We start from the raw sequence: 22,975 nt of genomic DNA on the forward strand, positions 1-22,975 counted from the left end.
GCGCGGCGGTTCGGCGCGGGAGGAGCAGGGACGTAGAACGTCCTCTGCGGCCCGCCGTCCACGCCGTTGAGTCAGCTGCCGGGGGGTTGGCCGTCACCCTCGATGACCACGACCTTGTATTCCTCGTCGAGACGCACGTCGACGGTGGTGCCGTCGGGCTCGGTGACCTCGACCTCGTAGGTCGCGCCGTTCTCGTTGTCGGTCTCGACGCTGTTCGCGGTCCCTCCGCCGGTCGCCTCGAGCGCGGCTCTCGTCGCAGCGTCCGCCTGCTCCTGGGTGTACTGGTGGCTGGAGGATCCGTCGTCCCCGCTCGTCGCGACGGCGACGCCTCCGGCGGTGACGGCCAGTGCCGCCCCAGCTCCTGCGGCGGCGATGACCACCCGCTTGCGCATGACTGTCCTTTCCCGACTCCTCCCGGGTCTTCACCGGCCTGGCTCCAGCCTGCGACGTAGCTGCTGAAGCCACCCTGAATCGCCCGTGCGCGGCGAGTGGGAACCGGTGGCGTGGACCCGGCTCGGTCCCGGCTCGGTCAGCGGCTCGTCAGCGCGCGTTCAGGTGCAGGGTGCGATCGTGATCGCGTGCGGATCTTGGTGGTCGAGGACGACAAGCAGCTCGCGGCGGCGCTGCGTCGTGGTCTGGAGGGCGAAGGGTATGCGGTCGATGTCGCTTCGACCGGCACCGATGGCGAGTGGTTCGCCGCCGAGAACGCCTACGACGCCATGGTCGTCGACCTGATGCTGCCCGGTGTCCCGGGCGACATCTTGTGCGCGCGGCGTCGCGACTCCGGAGACTGGACGCCGATCCTGATGCTGACCGCGAGGAGCGGGCCCGAGCAGGAAGCAAAGGCCCTCGACGCGGGGGCCGACGACTTCTTGTCGAAGCCGTTCTCGTTCATGGTGCTCACCGCGCGGCTGCGGGCGCTGGTACGACGCGGCAGCCGCGAACGGCCGACCGTGCTCGAGGTCGGCGATCTGCGACTGGATCCAGCGATCCACCGTGTCTGGCGCGGTACGGCCGGCATCGACCTCACCCCGCGACAGTTCTCCCTGCTGGAGTTCTTGATGCGGCACCCGGACCAGGTCCAGTCGAAGGCGACGATCCTGGAGCACGTGTGGGACTTCGCCTACGACGGGCACCCGAACATCGTCGAGGTGTACGTGCGCCAGCTGCGCCAGCGCATCGACGAACCGTTCGGGCGGACCTCGCTCCAGACGGTCCGGCTGGTCGGCTACCGGGTCACTGACGACCGGGCACCTCGAGGGCCGGCGAAGCCGGAGCGGGCCGAGCCAGGGGAGCTCAGCGCATGAGGCGTCGGCTGAGCCTGCGAGCACGAGCCACCTTGTTCGGCGCCCTCGCCTTCGCGGCACTCCTGGCGCTCGGGTCTGCGCTGTTGGTCGCGACGTTGGAGGGCCGGCTGACCGATGCCTCCGACCAGCTGTCCCGATCGCGAGTCAACGACCTGCTGACCCTCGCGTCGACGGGGGACCTGCCTAGGGCGCTCCGGAACGTCGACGGCAACGGCGTCGCCCAGGTGGTCGACGCCGACGGTCATGTGCTGGCAGCGTCGCCGAACATCAAAGGGCGACCGGCCGTAGCCGATCTCCGGCCGGGTGCGTCTCTCCAGACCGCCACGTTCCGGGCGCCCGACGACAGCGAGACCGAGACGTACCGCTTCTGGTACGCCTCCGGCGCCAGCCCGGAGGGCACCGTCACCGTCTATGTCGGAGACAGCCTGGAGACGGTCTCCGAGGCGTCCGCAGCGCTGAGGCGGTCGCTCTGGCTGGGGATCCCTGTGGTCGTCGTTCTCCTCGGTGTCGTCATCTGGCTGCTGCTGGGCCGGGTCATCGGACGGCTGGACCGGATCCGGGCCGAGGTCGATCGGATCTCCGAGGAGAACCTGCACACACGGGTCGCTGGCGATGGTGTCGACGACGAGGTCGGACGACTGGCCGCGACGATGAATGCGATGCTGGAACGGCTCGACGCCGCGGCCCAGCGGCAGCGGGACTTCGTGGCGGACGTCTCCCACGACCTCCAGAGCCCACTGGCCGCCCAGCGGGTCGCACTCGAGGTGGCGCTGGCGGGACCGAACGAGATCGACGCAGGTCGGCTCCGTGCCGATGTGCTCGGCGCCACGACGGACATGGAGCACCTCGTCGGCGACCTGCTGGTGATCGCGTCGATGGACGCCAACGGACCCCCGGCGCCCGCCATGATCGATCTCGACAGCCTCGTTCTCGAGGAGGCCGCGCGCGCCCGGGTCAACGGACGGGTAGAGGTCGACACCTCCGCGGTGTCGGCCGCGCCGGCGTACGCGAACGCCGATGACGTCCGCCGGGCGGTCCGCAACCTGCTGGACAACGCCGTGGCGCACGCAAGGTCCACAGTCGTGATCGCCGTCGACGCTTGCGAGGACGACCACGAGGACGGCGCGGACCCCGCTCCTCCTCCTCGAGCTCGTCGTCCGGCGGCCGGAACTCCCGAGGAGCCCACGTGCACCCGCTGGGCGTGGTTGCTGGTCGCCGATGACGGACCCGGCGTGCCGGCCGACTCCCGGGACCGCATCTTCGACCGGTTCTACCGCGCCGAGACGTCACGCACCCGCAACGGCGGAAGCGGACTCGGCCTTGCCATCGCTCGCGGCCTCGCGGAGCGCAACGGCGGCCACCTCGACCTCATCGCCGCCGACCGCGGCGCCACGATGCGGCTCCTCCTCCCAGCCGCGCCCCGAGTCCTTGGCCGGTGACGGCCCGGCCCCGCTGGGGAGACCTGGGGGAGTCCTCAGCGGGGCCGCGCGTCCATGCAGATCAGCGGCAGTTGAGCCGCCGGGGTCAGATGTCGTAGTAGCACCGAAACCCGTTCCTTGTGATTGCTGGATCAGCAGCGTCTTCGCAGGTCAGACCCACATTATGCCTGCGAATGCTCGCTGGGACATCGATCTGAACAGCAACTCCGAGCGGTCGTTTCGGGGGAAACTCGGGGAAACAGTTCCAGGCCGACTCACCAGGTGATCGGGGTCGTCAGCACCCGGATCTCCGAAAATCGCCCACGACGTGCTTCAGGGTCTTGGTGACGAGGTGCTTGCCCGGGCGGTGCACGTCGAGAAGCGACGAACGGTTGTCAAGAACATGTGAGGGGCCGGGCTGCCGTTCCCTCGTATGCCGGCGCTCGAGAGTCAGCGGATCAGCGGAATCCTCGATGTCGTCGCGCTAGAAGCTGGGAAGCGCATCGCTATCGCCGAGCTTCGATGAGTCTCACTCGTGCTCGCCGGAAACGCATCCCCACCGGGTGTGGCCGACGGCGATGTTCCGAGTATGTGCGTGTGTCCGACGGCCAGCTCTTCGGTACACGGATCGCTTGCTCGCTGAAGTCACGACGTACGTGTCGAGGTCATCGTCAGCTGCGGGCTGCCGGAGGTTGCGCAGGTCGCCGGCGACTCCCAGTGCGTCCTGCTCGATCGCCGGGAACCACTCGCAACTGTCCGAGGTGCGGCCTACAGTCTGCGGGGCACGGCGGTCACCGACTTGGGGGTCAGATGAGCAAGAACAGCGGACGCGCGGCAGGGCTTGACGGGCCAGACGACGGCGAGGGCGACGCCCAGCCCGCAACCGGACCGGACCAGGCGAGGGACACCTCGGCCGAGAACGGGCACCACGCCCACCCCGAGCACCCCGCCGAGCATGAGCATGAGGCGGCCAACGAGTGGCCGGACCTGCAGGACCTGGTCCCCGAGAAGCTGGCCGCTGAGATGCGGGATGCGCTCGCCGCGGTCACCGTCGAGCCGCTGCTCGAGCTGCTGAAGAAGATGCCGCCACGGACGATGACGCACGTGATGCAGGCTCTGGGGCTGCGCAAGGCAGCTCGAGTCAACCGCGGGATGGCGAGCGCGCTGCTGGCCAGCCTGAAGGCGCGGCCCTCGCAAGACCTGCTCGCGTTCATGTTCACCCCGCTGCTGATGACGTTCGAGCACGCCCATCTGGACGCGGACCAGTGGGTGACGTTCCTGAGCGCGGACGACGCCGAACTCGAAGACCTGTACGAGGAGTCGCCGGCATTGCTCGGGCACACCGAGTCCTGCGAGCGGGTTGTTCCCGTCGCACTGCTGCGCCTCGGCCTGGCCGTCGCAGCGGTCGACTGCGTGACCCACGTCCCGGCGTTCGCTTTCCTGACCCGGTACTCGGAGACTGCCGCGAGCCTCTACGAGGAGCTGCGCCACGACCACCCCGAACTCCCGCCGGCCGCGGCACGCCGCTTCGAGGACCGCCTGCCCAGCGCCGTCCTCGACGGCCCGTGCTCCCCGGCCAAGACCCCTCACGACGTCGCAATCGCCCCGGAGCCTGACCTCCCGGCCCCGGAGCCCGCCGCCGCAGTTCCTGACGCCGCGGTTCCTGACGCCGAGGGTGCCCAGCAGCCCGAGACGGGGGTCGTCGACGCGGACCACTCCGCACCGGTGACCGCCACCAGCGGTGCCGCGCCGGTCGCAGCATCGGATCCCGTCGTCGACGTGGAGGCCATCCTCGACCTCGTCGACAGTCTCGACTGGGAGCAGGCGGCGGCCCTCGCCGCGGACGTCGCCGCGGACCTGCACGCCGGGGTCGCCCCGACCCTGCCCAGGGTCGGTCGGCTGCTCGACTTCACCGAGCGCGCCCACCAGGCCGCGGCCTCGCTGGCCGCTCAGTCGCGCCGCCAGGTCGCCGCCACCGTGGTCGACATCGACTCCGCGGTCCTGGACCTGCGCCGGGACGCCGAGACCGACGAGCTCCTGGCGGCGCTGACCGCGGCCACCGGCCCTGCCGATCTCGCCGAGGCCGTCGCGGCGGTCCGGGACACCGCCACGGAGGCGCTCGCCACAGCCGCGGACCCCGAGCGCGTGGACGCGCTGACCGCCCTGGGCCGGATCGCTCGCGCCACGGCGGCCGCCCGGACCGGTCGTGCGCCCGACTACACCCAGATCACCGCGTTCGAGTCGTCCGCCCGTGCCGCGCTCCCACCCGCAGCGCTGCCCGCACTGACCGCCGCGCTGCTCGGCGCACTCGCGATCCCCGATGAGCAGCCGTTGGCCGTCGACGATGTGCCCGTGGACGACGTAGAGGAGTCCACGGCCGAGGCCGACGATGCCCTCGGCTCCGACACCTCCGCGGGCGAGGACACCGACGAGGACGCCCCGACCGCCGGACACTCCACCTCCGCACCCACGGACGGCGCAGCCGACGACACCCCGGAGGCTTCGGGTCGGGTCGCGGCCGACCCGGATCCCACAGCCGCGGACCAGCCGAACATTCCTCAGGCACCCGAGGACCCCGCGGACGCCGATGACGCCGACGAACCCACGGACGCCGAGGACCCCGCGGACGCCGATGACGCCGACGAACCCACGGACGCCGAGGACCCCACGGACGCCGACGAACCCACGACGGCCGAGGACCCCACGGAGCTCGACCTCAGCGAGATCGACGACTTCCTACGCTCTGCCGACGCCGGCACGCTTCGCATCCGCGACCATGCCCCCGACCCGACACCCGCCGAGCCCACCCCCGCACCCGCAGGCCACGACAACGCGGACCTGGACGCCGACTCGACCACCGGCACCGGAACCGGCCGAGACGAGCACCCAGACACTCCGGCCATCGACCATGACCAGCTCATCGACCTCGAGGCCCGTCTGCTGGCCGAAGGCAGGTTCGGCCTCGCCAGCCACCTCCACGCCGACCCGTCGGCCGCTGCCGCCCGCCGACTGGCCGCCTACCAGGCGCACATCACCTCAGCCACCGGCACGCTCGCCACCGCGTTCTCCGCCGACCAGGCCCTCGTCGGCCGCGAAGAGCTTGCCGAGGACCGCGCCGGCCAGCGACTGGCCTGGGCCGCCGCCGCCCGGGTCGCCATCGTCGCCCCGGCCACCGGCGCCGCAGCCGTCCTGCGGGACCTCGCCCCGTGCATGGCCCAGTACCCGACGCTCGGCAAGATCGGCGAGGCGCTCGCCGAGGCCTCCCTCAGCGGAGCGATCGCGCTGCCTGAGCACTCCGACGACCTCTCCGCCGTCACCGACGCCACCGCCGCGGCCATCAGCCAGGCCACCGAAGCCCGCACCCTGCTGGAAACCGCGCCGCGCCGCGCGCTGAAGTACGCCCCGGCGAACTGGGTCTACCAGCACCTCATGGCCCCCGACGGCACCCTCGGCGACCTCCTCGCCACCGTCGTGGCCAACGACCCCGCCCGTGCCGAGGAGGTACGCGACCGGATCGTCGACCTTCGCCGCACCGGCGACCGACTCATCGACGACACGTTCGCCGAGGTCAACAACAAGTCCTCGAAGTACCGCCGCATCGAGGCCGGCGCCCGGCAGCGGCTGACCCAGCGCATCGAGGAAGCTCTCGACCTGGCCAGCACCTGGGCCGAGGCCGCAACCGCCATCCGCGAGCACAAGGCCCGGCTGCACGGCGCGGCCAGCGCGAGCCGCCCGCTCGACAAGCTGCGCAGCACCCTGGAGTCCCTGCGCGGCCAGGCCCGCAACGAGCTCGGCCGGATGCGGGCCGGCGCCGCCAAGGGAACCGCAGCCGGCCGACTCGACGCCGCGGCCGCCGAAGCCGTCACCAGCATGGTCGTGGCCACCTTCGCCACCGCGACCGGGAACCCGCCGCGCGGCGGCGAACCCACGCCCGCCTGGGCGGTCTCCGCAGAACTGCTGGCCACCGACCTCACCCTGGACCCCACCACACTCGCCCCGACAGCGATTGGCGACAAGACCGGGCCCGAGACCGATCGCGCGGACCAGGCCGGCGACGAGGTGACGGCTGCCGTCCTCGCCCTGGCCGCCAGCCCGGCCCCGACGTACGAAGCCATGTACGAGCGCCGCGCCGGCCGCGGCGAGCACGACCTCACCGAGGCGCTCGTGACCAACCTCGCCCAGGTCGACCCTGACCGGACCGCGCCCCTGCTCCGCGCCCACCGCGACGCAGACGTGGCTGCCACCCTGCCCGCGGTCGCCGCCGAGATCGCCCGGGTCACCGACCAGGTCAACAGCCGCCGCCGCGACGAGACCCTGACCGAACCGGTCTGGTCCGCGCTCCTGGCAGACGTCGAGAGCCTGCGGAACCCGCACCGCCGTGACTTCGCCGCCATCCGCCGCGCACTCGCCCACGTCGAGGCAGTCGTCGAGGAGAACAAGCTGGTGCTCGTCGAGCAGGCCCGCACCCGCATCGAGCAGAAGGCGACCGAGGACCCGCTGGTCGCGAAGAACCGCGACACGCTCCTGGACATCATCAGCCGTGGCGACGTCTCAGGGGCGTACGAGTTCCTCGAGCAGCTGACCTCCGGCACGCCCCTGCCCGAGAGCCGCCACGACGACGTGCACCTGCGCCGCTTCTTCCCCGCAGTCCCCGACCTCGCCGCCGCGCACCCCGACCTGCTGCGCGAGCTGCACGCCACTCTGAACGGGCAGGAGCCCACCACGGCCGTGGCCGACCTGTTCGACCAGGCGCACGCCGACTCGGCCACCGCCGCCCGATCCGTCGGCAGCAGAGCGCTCGGCGCGTGGACCCAGCTCGCCGAGCGTCCCAAGAGCGACGTCGACCTCGGCACCGTCCTCAAGCCGATCCTGGCAGTGATGGGCCTGGAGTTCAGCGGCGGCGCCGAGCTCGACCGGGAGCGGCCCGCCGGCCGCCGGTTCGCGACCCTGCGGGGTGTCGGCGGACCGGCCAAGGCGATGTCGCCCGTCCTCGGCTCCGACATGGGCGGACCGAGCCCGAACACGCTGCGCGTCCTGCTGGTCTGGGGCAAGGACACCACCCCGACCACCCTCATCGACTGGCTCCGCGAGGTACCGCCGGACCGATCCGTCCTCGTGCTGTACCTGCCCGGCGCGCTCACCGCCGACCAGCGCCGCGCGCTCGCCACCGCCGCCCGCGGCCAGTCCCGCCCGCCGGCCATCGTCGTCGATGCCGCGCTGATGGCCTACCTGGCCTGCCAGGCCGAACCCTCGCGGACCACGCTGGCGTTCACCACGCTGCCGTTCACGGCCGACAGCCCCTACGCCGACCGGCCCGGCAACACCCCCGAGGAGATGTTCTACGGGCGGGTGGGGGAGCGGCAGAAGGTCATCGACCTGAACGGACCCTCGTTCATCTCCGGTGGCCGCCAGCTCGGCAAGTCGGCCCTGCTCCGCTCCGCCGAACGCGAGTTCAACAAGATCCGGTCCCAGCGGGCACTGTGGCTCGACGTGACCCAGGTCGGCGCCGACGGCCGACCCGAGGAGCTGTGGCCGGTGCTCGACGCCGAGCTGCGCCGCGCCGGGATCATCGAGACCCCGCCGGACACCGCCGGTGGCCCGACCGCGGCGTCGGTCAGCCACGACATCCACACCTGGCTGCACGCCGACCCCGAACGGGCCCTGCTGTTGCTCATCGACGAGGCCGACCACTTCCTGTCCGCCGACGCCGTGGACAGCAAGTTCGCCAACGTCGGCGCCTGCAAGCGGCTGATGGACTCCGAGAGCCGCCGGGTGAAGTTCGTGTTCACCGGCCTGCACCGCACTTCCCGGTTCGAGTCGCTGTCGAACCAGCCGCTGGCCCACATGGGCAAGCCGATCGTGGTCGGCCCGCTGCGCCCGCAGGCAGCCCAGGACCTGATCGCCCGGCCGATGGCAGCCATGGGGTTCACCTTCGCCGATCCGACCGTGCAGACCGCCCGCATCCTGGCGGCCACCAACAGCGTTCCGTCGCTGCTGCAGCTGTTCGGACGGGCCATGATCGCCCACCTGACCAGCCGTGAGGTCGGGGACGGTCCACCGCAGGAGATCACCGACGCCGACATCGCCACGGTGCTCGACGACCCCGAGCTCGCCGCGGAGTTCCGGGAGAAGTACATCCTCACCCTGAACCTCGACCACCGGTACCAGGTCATCGTGCACGCGGTCGCGCTCGCCGCCTACGAGAACGGCGTCGACCTCGGCCTGCGTCTCAACGAGCTCGCCGACCTGTGCCGCCAGTACTGGCCGGCCGGGTTCGTCGACCTGCCCATCGACTATCTGCGCGGCCTGGTCACCGAGTGCTGCGACCTCGGCCTGCTCACCCTCGACAACGGCAGCTACCGGATGCGGACCCCGTACGTGCTGCGCCTGCTCGGCACCGCCGAGGAGGTCGCCGAGGTCCTGTTCAACGCCGACAAGCGGCTCACCCTGCCGTCCTCCTCCAACGCCGGCTCGTACCGGGCCCGGATGCGCAACAGTCACCACCGGGCGCCGCTGACCGCCCGGCAGGTCGGGAAGCTCCTCGACGCGCCCGGCCAGACCCGTGTGGTCGCCGGCACCGAGGCCCTCGCCGTGCAGCGGGCCGCGCACTGCCTGGAGCAGGTCGCCGAGGAAGGACGGGCCGCGGGCCTCGACATCCGGCGGCTCAAGTCGCCGACCGGTGCCAGCCTGATCGGGCAGGCCGGCCGCCTCACCAAGGCGACCCTGCTGCTGCTCGACCTGCGTCACGTCAGCGCGCACCAGATCGACGACGTCCTCACCGCCTGCCCCAAGGCGCACGCGGCCGCCACCGCGCCGCTGACGATCGTGGTGGTCGCCGACACCGGGTCCGCGCCCGCCTGGGTCACCCGCACCGACGACCTGGTCGCGCTGACCCGGATCGATGCGCCCGGGCTGGGAATGTGGGCCGGCGAGGCCGACGCGCCGTTCCACACCCCCGAGGAGCTGCAGGCGCTCGCGGAGACGACCGCCGGCTGGCCACTGCTGGTCGAACGAGCCCTCGAGAGCTCCGGCCCCGCGTCCAGCGAACGGTGCCTGACGGACCTGACCGACTACCTGTCCTCGCCGGCCGGCGCGCGCGCCTTCCTCACTGCCTGCGGTCTTCGTTCGAACGACCAGCCCGACGTCGCGGCGGTGCTCGCCGACGCGTTCGCCGCCGTTGCCGAATGGACCAGCGGGTCCGGTGCGGACCTGGGCGAGCTCGCCGACACGATCGGCGAGGACGGCGGGCTGGCGGCGCGGGCCGCGGCGGTCGGGTTCACGGGGATGGCCGACGTGCTGACGGTCCTGCAGCTGTGCGGCATGCTCGTCTCGGACCCGGAGAACGCCCAGGTGTCGGCCGAGCCGGTCCTGGCCCGCGCCGTCACGGATGCCGTCGCCGCGGTGGGTGTCCGATGAACGCGCCCCCGCCTCCGGCGCCCGCCGTGGCCGACGACTGGGCAGACACCCCTGTCGCCGCCGTGCTGCCCGCGCCGGTCGCGCACGTGCTGCACACCGCATTCCGGGTACTCGGGTCGCGCCCTGGTGCCGACCTCGGTGACGTGGTGACCACGACCGCCGCCCGCACCGTCCTGACCGCCCTGGCCGACTACCCGGCGCTTCGGCAGGTCACCGCCGCGCAGTGCGCCCGCAACGACGGAGCCGGTGGAGCTGACGGCCCTGCGGCGTCAGTCGCCGCCGCCCTGACCGGCCGGGATCCGGATGCCGCCCGGCAGGCCACGGACCGGGTCCGGGTCATGCTCGACGAGGCCCGCGTGGAGCGCAAGCGCGAACGACGGCAGGCGCGACGCTCGGCCGGGCCGAGCAGCGAGGAGAAGCGGCAGGCGCGCGAGCGGGAGCTCCTCGACGACGCCCGCCGCGAACGGGACCGCGCCCGCGCCCAACGCGACGAGACCGCAAAGCACCTGAGCGTCGCCCGTGACCAGGTCCAGAGCGCTGCCGACGACCTCGAGGACGTCCAAGGGCAGCTCGCCGCTACCGAGCAGCAGCTCGCGGCGCTTCGCCTGTCGCTGACCGACCTGCCCCGCGCCGCCGACCGGTTCCGGGACGCGCTGCGTCCCGCACCGGTCGATGCCGCGCCGGCTGTCATCGGCCGACAGGTCATCCGCCCCACCTCCGACACGCCGGCCGTGGACGCCGCCAGCCCCCAGGAGGCGACGCTGCGCCGGGCCGCCGAGGCCGCCCTCGCCGACGTCATGGACGCCGACCTGCGCGCCCAGGTCATCAGCTGGCTCCCGGCACTGCTCGAGGAGATCGCCCACCCGACCCGGCTGCAGTCGGCCACCGACCTGACCCTGACCGTCGACGTGCTCGGTGGCGGCGACGAGGTCGGCGGCTCCTGCGTGCTCATCACCGGCGGCGGGACCCGCATCCTCGTCGACTGCGGGGCCCGTCCCTCCGGTGACGACGAGACCACGATGGCGCCGCCGCACATCGCTCGCGCCCTGGAGGGGCGACTTGACGCGATCGTGCTGACCCACGCCCACAACGACCACATCGGCTGGGTGCCGGCCGTGGTGGCCCGCCAGCCCGACGTCCCGGTCATCGCGACCCTCGCGACATGCGACCTGGCCGCCACCATGTGGAACGACTCCGCGCGCGTCCTCAAGCGGCGCACCGAGGGCCCCAGATGGCGGGGCAAGCCGCTCCCGCCGTACTCCGATGCCGACGTCGACGTCGCCGTCCGGCAGCTGCGTGACGTCACCCTGGGCCGCACCGTCGCCGTCGGCGCGTTGACTGTCGAGCTGTTCCCGGCCGGCCACATCGTCGGTGCCGCCGGCGCGATCGTGACGGCCGGCGAACAGCGGGTCGTGGTCAGCGGCGACGTGTCCCGGCCCGGACAGAAGAGCGTCGGCGGGTTCGTCCTGCCCGACAGCGGCCGGGCCGCGGACCTGATGCTGCTGGAGTCGACCTACGGCGACGACCGCAAGCCGACCGAGTCGCGCAGCAAGATCATCGGCGAGTTCGTCAAGGAGGTGCAGCTGACCGTCGAGCGGGGCGGGGTCGCGCTCGTCCCGTCGTTCGCGCTGGGCCGCGCCCAGGAGATCGCGCTGATCTGCGCGGAGTACCTGCCCGACGTCGACGTGCTCGTCGACGGCCTGGCCCGCGACGTGTCCGACATCTACGAGAAGCATCGCGGCCCCAACGGTGAGCCGCTGTCGGTCTTCGGCGGCAACGTGCGTCGGATCGAGCGCGGCCGGACCATCGACGAGAAGCTGCGGCTGCGCAGCGGCGTGGTGATCGCGACCTCGGGGATGCTCAACCAGGGGCCGGCCGTCGAGTGGGCCCGCCGCGTCCTTCCTGACCGGGACTCCTCGGTGCTCCTGGTCGGCTACCAGGACTCCGAGTCGCCCGGGAAGTCGCTACTGCGGGTCGCCGAGCGCGGTGGCGGCAAGTTCACGCTGCCGGTGCGTGACACCGGGTCGGAAGAGGTCGACGTCCTCGCGCGGGTCGAGCAGTTCCACCTCGGCGCGCACGCGAACGCCAACGAGTTGGTCACCATGGCCAGTGAGGCCCGGGCCCACCAGCTGATGCTCGTGCACGGCGAGGTCGCCGCCCGGCAGCAGCTCGCCGGCCGGATGCTCAAGCGCGGTCAGCGGATGGTCAACCCGGGAACGGTCTGGCAGCCGGGCCGCTGACGGCAAGGCGTACGGAACACTTCGAACCGGGCTTGGCGTACGGCTTGCTCACGCCCGGGTCCCCGACCCGCCGGGCGATGGCGGGCGGGGAGGGGTCACGTGGATGCCGGCAGTCGGCGTCGGCCGAGCTCGTCGGCGACCAGATCTAGCCACGCGCCCAACACTCCGACCTGGTCGCCGCGGACCAGCGCACCGACCTCGGCGTGCGCGCCGGCTCCGGCCGGGGTCAGGTTCGCCGACCCCAGGTAGGCGACCGTGTCATCGGCGACGACCACCTTGAAGTGGATGCCCAGCGCGCCTTCCTCCCACGACCGGACCACGACCGGGTGACCGGCCCGGTGTCCGGCCGCGCGCAGCACCGCGACTGCCGCCTCGTTCGCGCTCGACCGGACCGGACCGGTCACCGACAGCGCCCGCGTGATCACGACTACCTGGCCGCCGCCGGAGAGCACCCGCTCGACCGCCGGGACCAGCCTGGCCACGAACCCCGTGTGCAGGAACGGGGCCGCGACGACCAGCCGTTGCTGCGCAGCGGCCGCGACCTCCGCCAGCGCCACCGACGTCTCCCGCGGGCCGCGGCCACCGCTCAGGTCCGTCTGCAGCTGGCCGAACGCGCCGCGCAGGAACCCGGGCACCGTCAACACCAGCTCCCAGCCCGGCGCCCACACCCGGTCGGCCGCCTCGATGAGGACCTGCGCCTGCGCGAGACGGACCGGCGCCGCCTCGGTCACGGCGCCGGAGTCGTCGAGGACGCCGGCGAACCGCAATGTCGGTGCCGCCAGCCGGGCGTCGGTCACCGCGGCCGTGAGCTCGGCCACCAGTTCCTGCCCGGTCGTCCCACCGTCCGCCAGCTGGTGCAGCCGGTCGGCGAGCTGCCCGGGGTCGGGGGCCTGGCCGAGCAGGGAGACCAGTGGCCTCAGGGCGTCCAGAACGGGCGCCACGTGATCCCACCCCCGACGCCGCTCGGTCCGCCGGCGGCCGGGTCAGGCAGCGACCCGAACAGCAGGTTGCGGTCCAGGACCGTGTTGAACCGGCAGCAGGCGACCTCCGAGACGTGCAGGCACGCGGCGCAGGCCCCGCCGAACGCGTGCCGGCACGGCGGGTCGAACACGCACCGCGACTCCGCGTCGAGCTCGGTGAGCGCGTCGGGCAGGTCGTAGCGGAACACGTGCTCGAGGCCGCCGAGGATGAACTCGCTGCGGGTGTTCGCGTAGATCAGCACCGCCGCGTTCGACGGCAGCAGGTACTCCGCGAGCGAGTCGACGTTCAGGCCGCACCGGGCCGCGAGCGCCTTCATCATCCGGTGCGAAACCGAGTGCGTCAGGCCGAGCACGGCGGCGCTGACCGGGTTCGCCGGCGCCTCGAAGATGCTGGTGACCGGGTCCATGGCCGTGAACAGCCATCGGCGGGCCGCGGCGGCCGTGGACACGCCCGGGTCGGCCACGACACCGGAGTCGACCAGCCAGGTCACGACCCGCAGCGGGTCGAGCTGGACCAGCAGCCCCTCGGTCTCGGTGCGGACGCCGTACATCGGGAACCGGCCCGTGGAGTTCGGCGGGAAGAACCGGAACTGGGTCGGGGTCTGCACGCCGCGCCGGTCGGTGGCCCAGGCGGCGCTGGACTCGCGGGTGTACCCGGCAACGACGAACGCGACTGGCAGCTGGCGGAGCAGGGTGACGTCGGCGAGCCCGTAGGTGTCGAACAGGGGACGGTACTCGTCGTAGAGCGGCTCGAGGCTGGTGCCGGCCGCGGCAGCGGCCAGGTCGTCGACCGACAGCGAGGCAGCGTCGGCGATCAGCGACAGCTGCCGGCACTCCTCGCCGAGCGCGTCGAGCCGTTCGGGGGTCAGGCCCAGCGCGTCGACCTCGGCGCGCCACGCCGGCGCGGAGCCCGCCTTGGCGCGCGCATCGGCCATCGCCTGGTCGTACAGGGCGTCACCCGGCTTCCACCCGAGCAGCGCAGCGGTCGCCTCTACCTGCGCGATCGCGTCGGCCGCGTCGGGCTGCCCGGCCCGTCGCAGCGCGTCCAGCCCCGCCGACAGTACGCCGAGGGCCTGGGCGACCGCGGCCGGGTGCACGTTCTCGTGGGCCAGGGCAGCGTAGGTGTCCCGGGTCGGCGGGTTCAGCACCGTGACCTGCTGGGGGTAGTAGGCCGACGTCTGCGGGACCCGGCTGATCCGCACGGTCCCGCGTGCGCACGTCGGGCACCAGCGGGTGATCGGTGCGCTCGCCCGCGCCTGGCAGCGTGAGCACTGCCAGTACCAGCGCCACGTGTTGAACGCGGCGGTGTTCATCAGCCGCATCGGCGCGTTGCACCCGCTGCCGCACCGCGGCGCGCGGAGCTCGGCGAGGTGGCCGCACTGGTGGACCTCGGCGAACGAGTGCTGCCGCATGGTGCCGTGCTCGGGGCACGTGGGGGCGCTGTCGCCGACCTGCACGCCCCGGAAGCGGCTGCAGCGCTGACACAGGAACGTGTTCGGGAACCGTTCGGCCTGCAGGTCCTCGGCCTGGACGAGCTGGAACGCGCCGGCGTCGATCAGGTCGAGCTCGCGGCCGGCGCCGGGGATCCCGGAGACCGCGGACGCGAACGGTTCGACGAGGCGGCGCAGCTGCCCGGCGACCCAGCCCTCGGGGATGTCGAGCTGGGTGGTGTGCCGGGGCGAGCGGCCCAGCACCGACGCCTCGGTGCCCCAGTTGTACGGCTGGTCGGGCAGGTGCCGCCACAGCGCCTGGACGTTGGAGCGGCGCAGTTCCTTGGTGGTCATCGTGACGCTCCTTCGCTCACAGGTTCCCGTATAGGGTGATCGGCTCCTCGATGTCGCGCAGCGACATCGGGACCGGCGGGTGCAGCAGTTCGGGGAGCCGCTTGTCGGCGGCCGCGCTCATCGGCAGCGTCACCAGCTGCTGCTCGACCCAGGCGGCGACGGTGTCGCGGTGCATCTGGTGGTAGACGCTGGTCGGGTCGATCCCGAACGCGGCGGTGAGGTTGTCGACGAGCAGGTCCCGGGTCAGGTAGCCGGCGTCGACCGCGGCGGCGAACGCGGCGGAGTTTCCCAGCGTCTTGCGGCGCCGGGCGCCGGTGATCCAGCCGCGGTCGTGGACCTGCAGCAGCCACGCCATCAGGCCGCCGGACAGGACGCGGCGCAGCACCGGCAGCGACTCCCGGTTGACCGGGACCTTGTGCACGAGCCGGTCCAGGAACCTGATCCAGTCGGCGTAGTACCGGTACACGCTGGCGTCCCGGTCCCGGGTCGGGTTCACTACGTGCACGACCAGGCCCGGGTGTCGGCGGCCGACGCGCGCCGAGGCCTGGATGACCTCGGCCGCCTGTGTCGGGGTGCCCATCGCGACCATCACGCCGAGTCGGGCGACGTCGAACCCGTGCCCGATCGACTTGGTCGCCGCGACGATCTTGACCCGCTCCGCGTCGGCAGTCGGCGGGTCGACCAGCCGTTGCACCGACGCGCGGATCGTAGCCGGTTCGGTGTCGCCGTTGATGACCGCGAGGTTGGCCATGCTGCCCAGCAGGTCCTGGATCTCGGGGTCGCGGGTGAAGCTGGTCAGGTCCTCGTTGCGCAGGCAGTAGGCGACCAGGACCTCGTACAGGTCCGACCAGGCCCGCCGCGCCGCGTCGGCCGCGGTGGGGTCGGTCGGGTCCAGGCCGGCGTTGGTCAGGACGCTGTCGGGGTTGGTGCGCAGGTCGGCCAGCCAGCGCGCGTGGGTGAGGGCGACCTCGCGGGTCGCGGTGACCATGGTGATCGTTCGGGGCCGCACCCCTAGGTAGCTGCGCAGCGGGTCACCGGCCACGGTCGTGGCCCAGAACGTCTCCCCGGCCACCGGCCCGTTGACCGGGAACCGGCGGCCGGTGCGGTGGTAGAGGTGCGCGACCTGGTTCTGGTACCCCTCGATGGTCGCGGTGGCGCCCACGACCCGGATCGGGTCGTTCCCCAGCCCGTCGCTGATCGCCTGCAGCAGGGTCTCGTACATGCCGTCGAGAGCACCCAGGCTCTCCTCGAGCAGGTGGAGCTCGTCGGCGATCTCCAGGCGGACGCTGCCGAACCGTCCGGGGACCGGTTGCCGGGGCTCCTGGCAACCGAACACCGCACACCACTGCGGGTTCCCGGAGTACCCGTGCCGCGGGCAGCGGGAGTGGGCCCGGCCGAGCAGCGTCTGGAACTGGGTCGACTGCCCGAGCTGGGCGAGCTTGTCGACGGTGCCGACCAGGACGGCCGGCGCGTGCCGGTAGATCTCGTCGTCGATGCCCCACACCGGCAGGACGCCGACCATCGGGCAGCCGGCGGTGCCGCACACGTGCCGCATCGTCCAGCTGGGCTCGTCGAAGTGGATCTGGACCGGACCGTGGCAGACCGGGCAAGTCTGCAGGACCCGGCAGGCCTCCGCGGTGGTGGCCGCCGCCGGGTCCAGGCCCCGGCTGAACCGGTTGTCGAGCGGGTACAGCTTGTTCGGGGTGTTCCCGCCGCCGACGAAGTATCCGACACCGAACGGGTCACCGCCGCGCAGGTCGGGGTGGTCGCGGCGCAAGATCTCGGCGTGGAACACGATGGAGGCGAACCGTTCGGTCTGCTGCAGAGCGAGCAGCCGCAGCGGGAACCGGGCCCACACCTGGGCGCCGGCGGTCACGCCGGTGAGCCGCCCGTAGAACAAGGTGGCGGCCATCAGCCCCAGGTACGCCTCGGACTTCCCGCCGCCGGTGGAGAACCAGACGATGTCGACGTCGAGGTGGGCGCCGGGGTCGGCCAGGCCGGGCAGACAGCCGACGATCCACGCGACCTGGAACGGGTGCCAGGCGGTGTACGGCGCGGTCGAGGAGGCCGCGGCCGCGCCGACGGCCCGGTTCGCCAGGACGAACGCCTCCCGGATCCGCGGGTCGGTGCGGAGCAGGTCGAGGCCGGCGCGGACCCAGTCGACCTCGGCGCGGGCTGCGACCGCGTCGACGTCGGCTTCGGCGCGGGCGGCCGCGTCCCAGCCGAGGGTGGCCTCGAGCCGGTCGAGCTCGCTGGTCGACCAGTGGTGGTCGACCCAGGCGGCGTGCGCGTCAACCAGGGCGACGACGGTGCCGACCGGGTCGGAGCTCAGGCTGGCGAATGAGGTGTCCAGGGGGACCGGTCCGGTGCCGGGCAGCTCGAGGAGGGTGCGGGGCCGGACCCGGTCGGTTCTCTGCTCGGCGGCGAACAGGGTCTGGAGTCGGGTGCCGCCCGGCTGGCCGTTCGCCCCGGCCGGCAACGTCGTGATCTGCACCGGGCACGCGTGCCCAAAGGCGGGCACGGTGCGCTGGTACCGGTAGGACTGGGCGACCTGCTCGAGCTCGTAGGGGAGCAGCGGGCCGGTCAGGTCGGCGGTCAGGACGACCTCGTACAGCTGCAGGTCGACCGTGCGGGGAGGGTAGGGGTGCCGGCCGTCGAAGACCTGGTCCTCCAGTGCGGGGCTGGTGTTCACGACGGTCGCGAGGATCTCGACGTGGTCGGGGTTGCGGATGATCTCCAGGCGCACCGCGGCGCGGAGCTCGGGCAGCACCAGGTCGTCGAGGTCGACCAGGTTCGTCGCGGCGTACCGGTCCCAGGTGACCTCGTCGAGCAGGTCGTGGTCGCGGGGCAGCTGTCCGACGGGGCTGTCGAGACGTCGCGGCCGGAACGAGGTGGCGCCAGACGGGGGTCGCAGCGCGGCCCGCAGGGCGTGTGCGAGCTCGTCCTCCCCAGTGCGGACCACCGGCGGGGACGTCTCGTCCACGGACACCCGGACGGTCACCGGGGCCATGGAGACCTTGGCCCACGTCGGCGTCAGCGGCAGCCCCTGGCCAGTGCCGCCGCCCGCCGCACCACCCGCAGCCGTGCCGCCACCAGCGGTGCCGCCTGCCCCACCCGGCCCCGCTGCCGCGGGACCCGTTCCACCGGCCGGACCATCCGTGCCGTCGATTGCCGTGCCGGTCACCGCCTCTCGCTGCTCGGCGACGGTGGGATGCAGGGGCAGGTACGCGCACGCCTCGACGGTCAGGTCAAACTGGACCGGGAGGGTCGGGACCCGGAAGGAGAACCCCTGCGCCGGCGGGACCCGTCCGGTGTTGAGGCGGCCAGCGGCGGCGTCCGCGGCCAGCTGCGTCTCCGAGGACAGCATGCCGAGCCACAGCCGGTCCCGTACGACGTCGCGGACCCGGGTGCCCGGCGGGAGAGAACGACCGGTGGCGTCGTCGACGATCCGGCGGCTCAGGCCCTGCAGGAGGGCGAAGTACTCGCCTGCGCCCGGCGCGGGCAAGGGGCGGGTAGGCGCGACTGCGGCGTTGGTCATGGGTGCTCCTGAAAGGCGTGGTCGAGGTCGCCCGGAAAGGGGCGGGAGACGCGTCCGGAACGAGTTCCTCGCGCGCCCTGCTGTTGGTCATGGGGGAGCGGTGGTGCAGGTGCTCTTGGATCGTAGGTGGAGGCGAGGACACTCGTCTCGGCTTTCGTCGCGCACCGCCTCGAACCGGGAGCCGACGCCCCGGACCCGCGCCCGGCGGGGTGGAGCTCAGCCGGGCAGGTCGTCGGCGTCGAGCAGCGTTCCCAGCCACGTGACCGGCACCTGCCGGCGGGCCTCCTCGACCGCGACGACGGTGTGCAACGAGACCGCGTCGAGCAGGTCGGCAACGTGGATGTCGAGGGCGGCGTCCACGGTGACGTCGGACTCGGCGACCATTGCCCCGCCGATCTGGGCGGAGAGCCAGAAGCCGAGCTTGCGATGCACCCGGTGCAACGTGTCGAGCGCCCAGCCGACCTGGGACGCCTGCCCGGCCAGGTCCCGGTCACCGACCGCGCCGGCGAACCGGGCCACGTCCGCCTTGTCCAGGGGTCCGTCGACGTCACCGCGCACCCAGGAGCCGACGGTGGTCTCGGAGCTGATCGCGGTGCCGGCCATCCGACCCAGCACGTCGGCGTAGGTCAGGGCGCCATCCCGGACCTGGGCCGCCCGCCGGTGCCAGAAGTCGATCAGCAGCGCGAGCGTGGCGTACGTCGACGCCTCGGCCAGCTTGCCGATCACGGTGCTCATCAGGTCGCGTCGAGCGCCGTGGTCGACCAGCAGCAGCACGTCACCGGCCTGCGTCGCCTTGGCTGCCGACCGCTCGACGCGGCCCGCGCGCCGCCGGGTCAACAGATCGTTCGGTGCCGCCAGCAGCACCCGGTCCGGACCGCCGCCGGTGTGGTCGCGGACGTGGATGACCACGGCGTCGCTCGTCGTCTCGACACCACCGGCGTCCACCCTCGCCGGAGGCGGGGCCGGCCCGTCGTCGCCGGAGACGGCAGCGAGCTCGGCGAGCAGGTCGACCGCGAACGGCTCCCACGGGTTCTCCGCGTCGCCGTCATCGGGTCCGGCGTCCGCGTCGGCCCACACGACCGGCACGGCCGACGCCGGCGTCGGAAGAGTCGCGCGCGGCGTGACCGGCAGCGTCGGCGCGGTCAGGGTGACCGACTCCCAGCGGACCTCGCGGGCGGCCAGTCGGGCGCTGCGGGCAGCGTGGAAGGCGCGGCGCGCCTCCCTGGGTCCGGCGGCAATCAGGGTCAGGTCGGCGGCCGGTGGGGCGGCCAGCAGACCGGCGGCGTTGCGGGGCAGGGTGCCGGGCACGCACAGTGCGTGGACCGGCCCGGCAGCGACCACCTGGTCCACGTCCCGGATCCGCGCGACCCGGATCGTCTGGTCCCAGCCGTCGGGGGTCCGTGGTGACGCAGCCAGCTCCGCCGACACGGCAGCGACCGCCGCCTGGTCGCGGACCAGCAGCACGGCGTCCCCGCCGACAGCGTGCTGGGCACGGACCCAGTCGATGATCGGGTTGAGCTTGTCCGGACGCGCCGAGGCCGCGATGAACTCCTCGAACGCGTCCGCGACCCGGTACCAGGCCTCGCCGGGCACTCCGCCGACCGTGCGGGCATAGGCCCGGGCAACCGCCGCAGCGTCGCCGAACTTGCTGGCAGCCAAGTGGAAGGCGGGGGTGACGAACTCGTCGTACCGGGTCGCGCTGACTGGCAGGGTGGCCGCCACGTGGTACAGGCTCCACGCCCAGCGGGACGCCATCGCGCCGCCCCGGTCGGGGTGACCCCGGTAGGCGCCGCTCAGCGCTCCCAGCGCCTGCCACAGCCCAGCGAGCGCGGCATCGAGGTCGCCGCCCGCGGGCGCAACCACGGTGACCGTAGACGACCCGGCCGCGACGAGCCGATCCAAACTGGCCAGCAGCGGCCGTTCCCCTGCTGCCGGTCCCGGCGCCCGATGGCCGGCCTCCACGTGTGGGACGTCCACCGGTGCGGCAGCCAGCACGGCCAGCGACTCGGCATCCCAGCCCCAGACCACGCCGCCCGCGGCGCGCACCACCTCCAGGGCCGGGTCGACCGGGCTGGTGGTCACGTACACGACCGGGACCGGGCTGGTCCCGGCGGTCCGGGCGGTGGCCAGGGTCGCGCCGAGGGCGGCCGGGCTGGTGGCCGCGGCGGCCACCACGAGCGCGTCCAGGCCGGCGACCATGTCCCCGACCCGGTCCACCGCGGCCGTCAGATGCAGCCGGCCCGCCGTGGCCCCGCTGGATCGGGTGCGTCGGGACCCGCGGACGGTCCCGTCGACCGCAACCCGGTCGCGGGGCACCAGGTCGCCCAGCCGGACATCGCGCAGCAGCAGCTGCTCGTACAGCACGGCCGCACCCAGGTTCGGTGCGGCGACCGCGACTTCGACCTGAGCGGACCGGCGGGCCCGGACGGCGCCGACGACGGCCGCCGCGGCCAGTAGCACCGGCGCATCGGGGCAGGCCGACGGGACGACCAGGGCCAGCGGCGTGCGGGCGGCGATGGCCGCGTCGGCGACCTCGAGCGCCTCCAGGTCGAACGCCGTCGGGGCGAACACGCGGGGCCGCGTCTGCGGTTCACGTACGCGGAGCACGTGGGTGCAGACGACGTCGGCGAGTCCCGGGGATGGTGACGGTTGGCCGACGCTCATGGGGTCACCGTAGGCGAGTCCCGGGACACCGGTCGCGGGGTTGCGATCACCAGCCGCGGCGCGGCAGGCGGGGGCCGTGCTCGCTACCCCGGATAGGGAGCCTGATCGCCGGTCGCGGGCTGGGTGCACCAGGGGCCGCTGTCGTCGGACGGGTACGCCGTCATCCACCCCGATCCGTAGGCCTTCTCGCAGTCGTCGGTGAACAGCCGCTGCACTACACCCGTGGCCGCCACCAGCACCACCAGGGCCACGCCGGCGGCGATCGCCAACAGCACGATGCCCCACGCGGCGAAGGCCCCGAGGTTCGCTGCCGCGCCACCCGAAGCAGCGGCCCTGCCCCGGCGCGATGCAGCGCTGCGCGTCCACAACGCCCAGTGCCCCGTGCTGGGTTCACGGACGACGCGGCGGGTCGCGGGTGACTGCTGCTGCCACGCGGCCGCGGCGTCCTCAGCGTCGGGAGAGAACCGGGAGACGAGCTCGTAGCCCTCCGGTACAACCGAGGCGTCCCGGTTCACCTCACCGCTCGAGCCGCCGCTCTCGTCCACGCTCTTGCCCCCGCCCTCGTGCATGGTCCCAGTGTCTCGATCGCGACGGACAGAGGTGTACCAGAGGCCGGCGCGTCGCGTCTGCGGATCGCTGGCGACGACCGCGGGCGTGGTCGCGAGACTGCCGACGACCGGGCACTGTCCGGCCGAAGCCCTACGGGCTGATGCGACCCGTGCGGACGGGCACGTCGTGCCTCGTCGGCATTCGAACGAGGCGGCCGCCCGACGGCGGGGGCGGACGACACCGGAAGGGTCATCGAACGACGACTGCACCTGACGGGCCGCCGCGGAGGCTCCCGGGAAAACCGGCCAGGCGCTGCGCGTTCGTGCAAGTCAGCGTCGCAACGGGCGCCGTAAGTGCTCCGACGCTCGCTGATCGACGCCGGGCTCGCCCAGCTCCTACTGGGGGCTCTGCGGCGTCGGGTCCTGCCCATCGGCCGCGTTCGGGCCTGCGGCCTCGTCAGTTTCGGGCTCGGGCGCGTCGGCATGCGGCGTCTTGGCGAATCGACCACTGAGACGTTCCACGCGCGGCTGGAGGTGCTCATGCCACAGCCGGCCCACGTGTGGTGCGGCGGCGACCGCGAGGATTCCGGCGCCGACGAGCGCGGCGACGGCCTTGTCGACGTTCAGGTGACGGACCGGCGCAGCGGCCGGGCTCGTCGCGGTGGCCGCTCCGTCGGAGACGGCGGCGGAGCTGGGGCTGGGGGTCGGTGGTTGGCTCGCACGTTCGGCGGCCACCTGGGCGAGGGCGTCGTCGAGGCCGTCGGTGCTTAGCTCGGGAAGGTGCTTGCGTAGAAAGGTGTGCGTGGCTTCCTTATCGGCGATGAAGGTGTTGTCGTAGCGGCTGTCGGCCCACGCTCCCTTGCCGCGGGCGCGGACCTGGAGGTGGCCTTCAACGATCGTGTAGACGCGGGATTCCGTGGAGTTCTTCGAGTTGTAGTTTGTCGAGGCTGTGAAGCCCTCGTTGATCAGCAGCAGCGCGGCGCGCACGGGTTCGGTCAAGCGCATGTGGTCCCCCTCCAACATTGCGGAGCGACCCTACGTCGCCCGATCCCGGCTCGAATACCGGCCGCCTCCGAAGGT

Annotated in this window: 11 protein-coding genes; 4 read left to right on the forward strand and 7 right to left on the reverse strand. The window is 72.9% G+C overall.

Annotation, left to right across the window (positions count from 1 at the left end):
- Positions 1-71: 71 nt before the first annotated feature.
- The gene (locus ACVW2K_RS13280; RefSeq protein WP_051548962.1) at positions 72-392 is read right to left on the reverse strand and encodes a PepSY domain-containing protein; all 321 of its coding nucleotides are present in this window, start codon (positions 390-392) and stop codon (positions 72-74) included.
- Between the two features lie 186 nt (positions 393-578).
- Between ACVW2K_RS13280 and ACVW2K_RS13285 the strand changes: the two genes are divergently transcribed.
- The 4 genes from ACVW2K_RS13285 (at position 579) to ACVW2K_RS13300 (ending at position 12,381) form a co-directional block, all read left to right on the forward strand.
- Complete coding sequence (locus ACVW2K_RS13285) at positions 579-1,307, forward strand: response regulator transcription factor (protein ID WP_457202806.1); 729 nt, start codon at positions 579-581, stop codon at positions 1,305-1,307.
- A complete protein-coding gene (locus ACVW2K_RS13290) occupies positions 1,304-2,746 on the forward strand; it encodes an ATP-binding protein (protein ID WP_457202807.1) in 1,443 nt (480 codons plus the stop codon). The genes ACVW2K_RS13285 and ACVW2K_RS13290 overlap by 4 nt, the downstream gene beginning before the upstream one ends.
- A gap of 789 nt (positions 2,747-3,535) precedes the next feature.
- The gene (locus ACVW2K_RS13295) at positions 3,536-10,141 is read left to right on the forward strand and encodes a hypothetical protein (protein WP_457202808.1); all 6,606 of its coding nucleotides are present in this window, start codon (positions 3,536-3,538) and stop codon (positions 10,139-10,141) included.
- A complete protein-coding gene (locus ACVW2K_RS13300; protein ID WP_457202809.1) occupies positions 10,138-12,381 on the forward strand; it encodes an MBL fold metallo-hydrolase in 2,244 nt (747 codons plus the stop codon). The genes ACVW2K_RS13295 and ACVW2K_RS13300 overlap by 4 nt, the downstream gene beginning before the upstream one ends.
- A gap of 95 nt (positions 12,382-12,476) precedes the next feature.
- Here ACVW2K_RS13300 and ACVW2K_RS13305 read toward each other — a convergent pair whose 3' ends face one another.
- The 6 genes from ACVW2K_RS13305 to ACVW2K_RS13330 form a co-directional block, all read right to left on the reverse strand.
- Entirely contained in the window at positions 12,477-13,322 is an 846-nt protein-coding gene (locus tag ACVW2K_RS13305) for a phospholipase D-like domain-containing protein (RefSeq protein WP_457202810.1), read from the reverse strand.
- A complete protein-coding gene (locus ACVW2K_RS13310; protein ID WP_457202811.1) occupies positions 13,298-15,145 on the reverse strand; it encodes a hypothetical protein in 1,848 nt (615 codons plus the stop codon). The genes ACVW2K_RS13305 and ACVW2K_RS13310 overlap by 25 nt, the downstream gene beginning before the upstream one ends.
- Positions 15,146-15,161: 16 nt before the next feature.
- Positions 15,162-18,683 (reverse strand): hypothetical protein, encoded by a 3,522-nt coding sequence (locus tag ACVW2K_RS13315; RefSeq protein ID WP_457202812.1) that lies wholly within the window; start codon positions 18,681-18,683, stop codon positions 15,162-15,164.
- Between the two features lie 216 nt (positions 18,684-18,899).
- Positions 18,900-21,347 (reverse strand): DISARM anti-phage system protein DrmE domain-containing protein, encoded by a 2,448-nt coding sequence (locus ACVW2K_RS13320; RefSeq protein WP_457202813.1) that lies wholly within the window; start codon positions 21,345-21,347, stop codon positions 18,900-18,902.
- A gap of 83 nt (positions 21,348-21,430) precedes the next feature.
- Positions 21,431-21,916 carry a hypothetical protein gene (locus ACVW2K_RS13325; protein ID WP_457202814.1) on the reverse strand — a complete coding sequence of 162 codons (486 nt, stop codon included), beginning with the start codon at positions 21,914-21,916 and terminating at the stop codon, positions 21,431-21,433.
- Between the two features lie 375 nt (positions 21,917-22,291).
- Positions 22,292-22,900, reverse strand: a complete 609-nt coding sequence (locus ACVW2K_RS13330) for a hypothetical protein (RefSeq protein WP_457202815.1) — start codon at positions 22,898-22,900, stop codon at positions 22,292-22,294.
- Positions 22,901-22,975 lie beyond the last annotated feature (75 nt).

The sequence above is a fragment of the Nocardioides sp. HB32 genome (assembly GCF_054058995.1).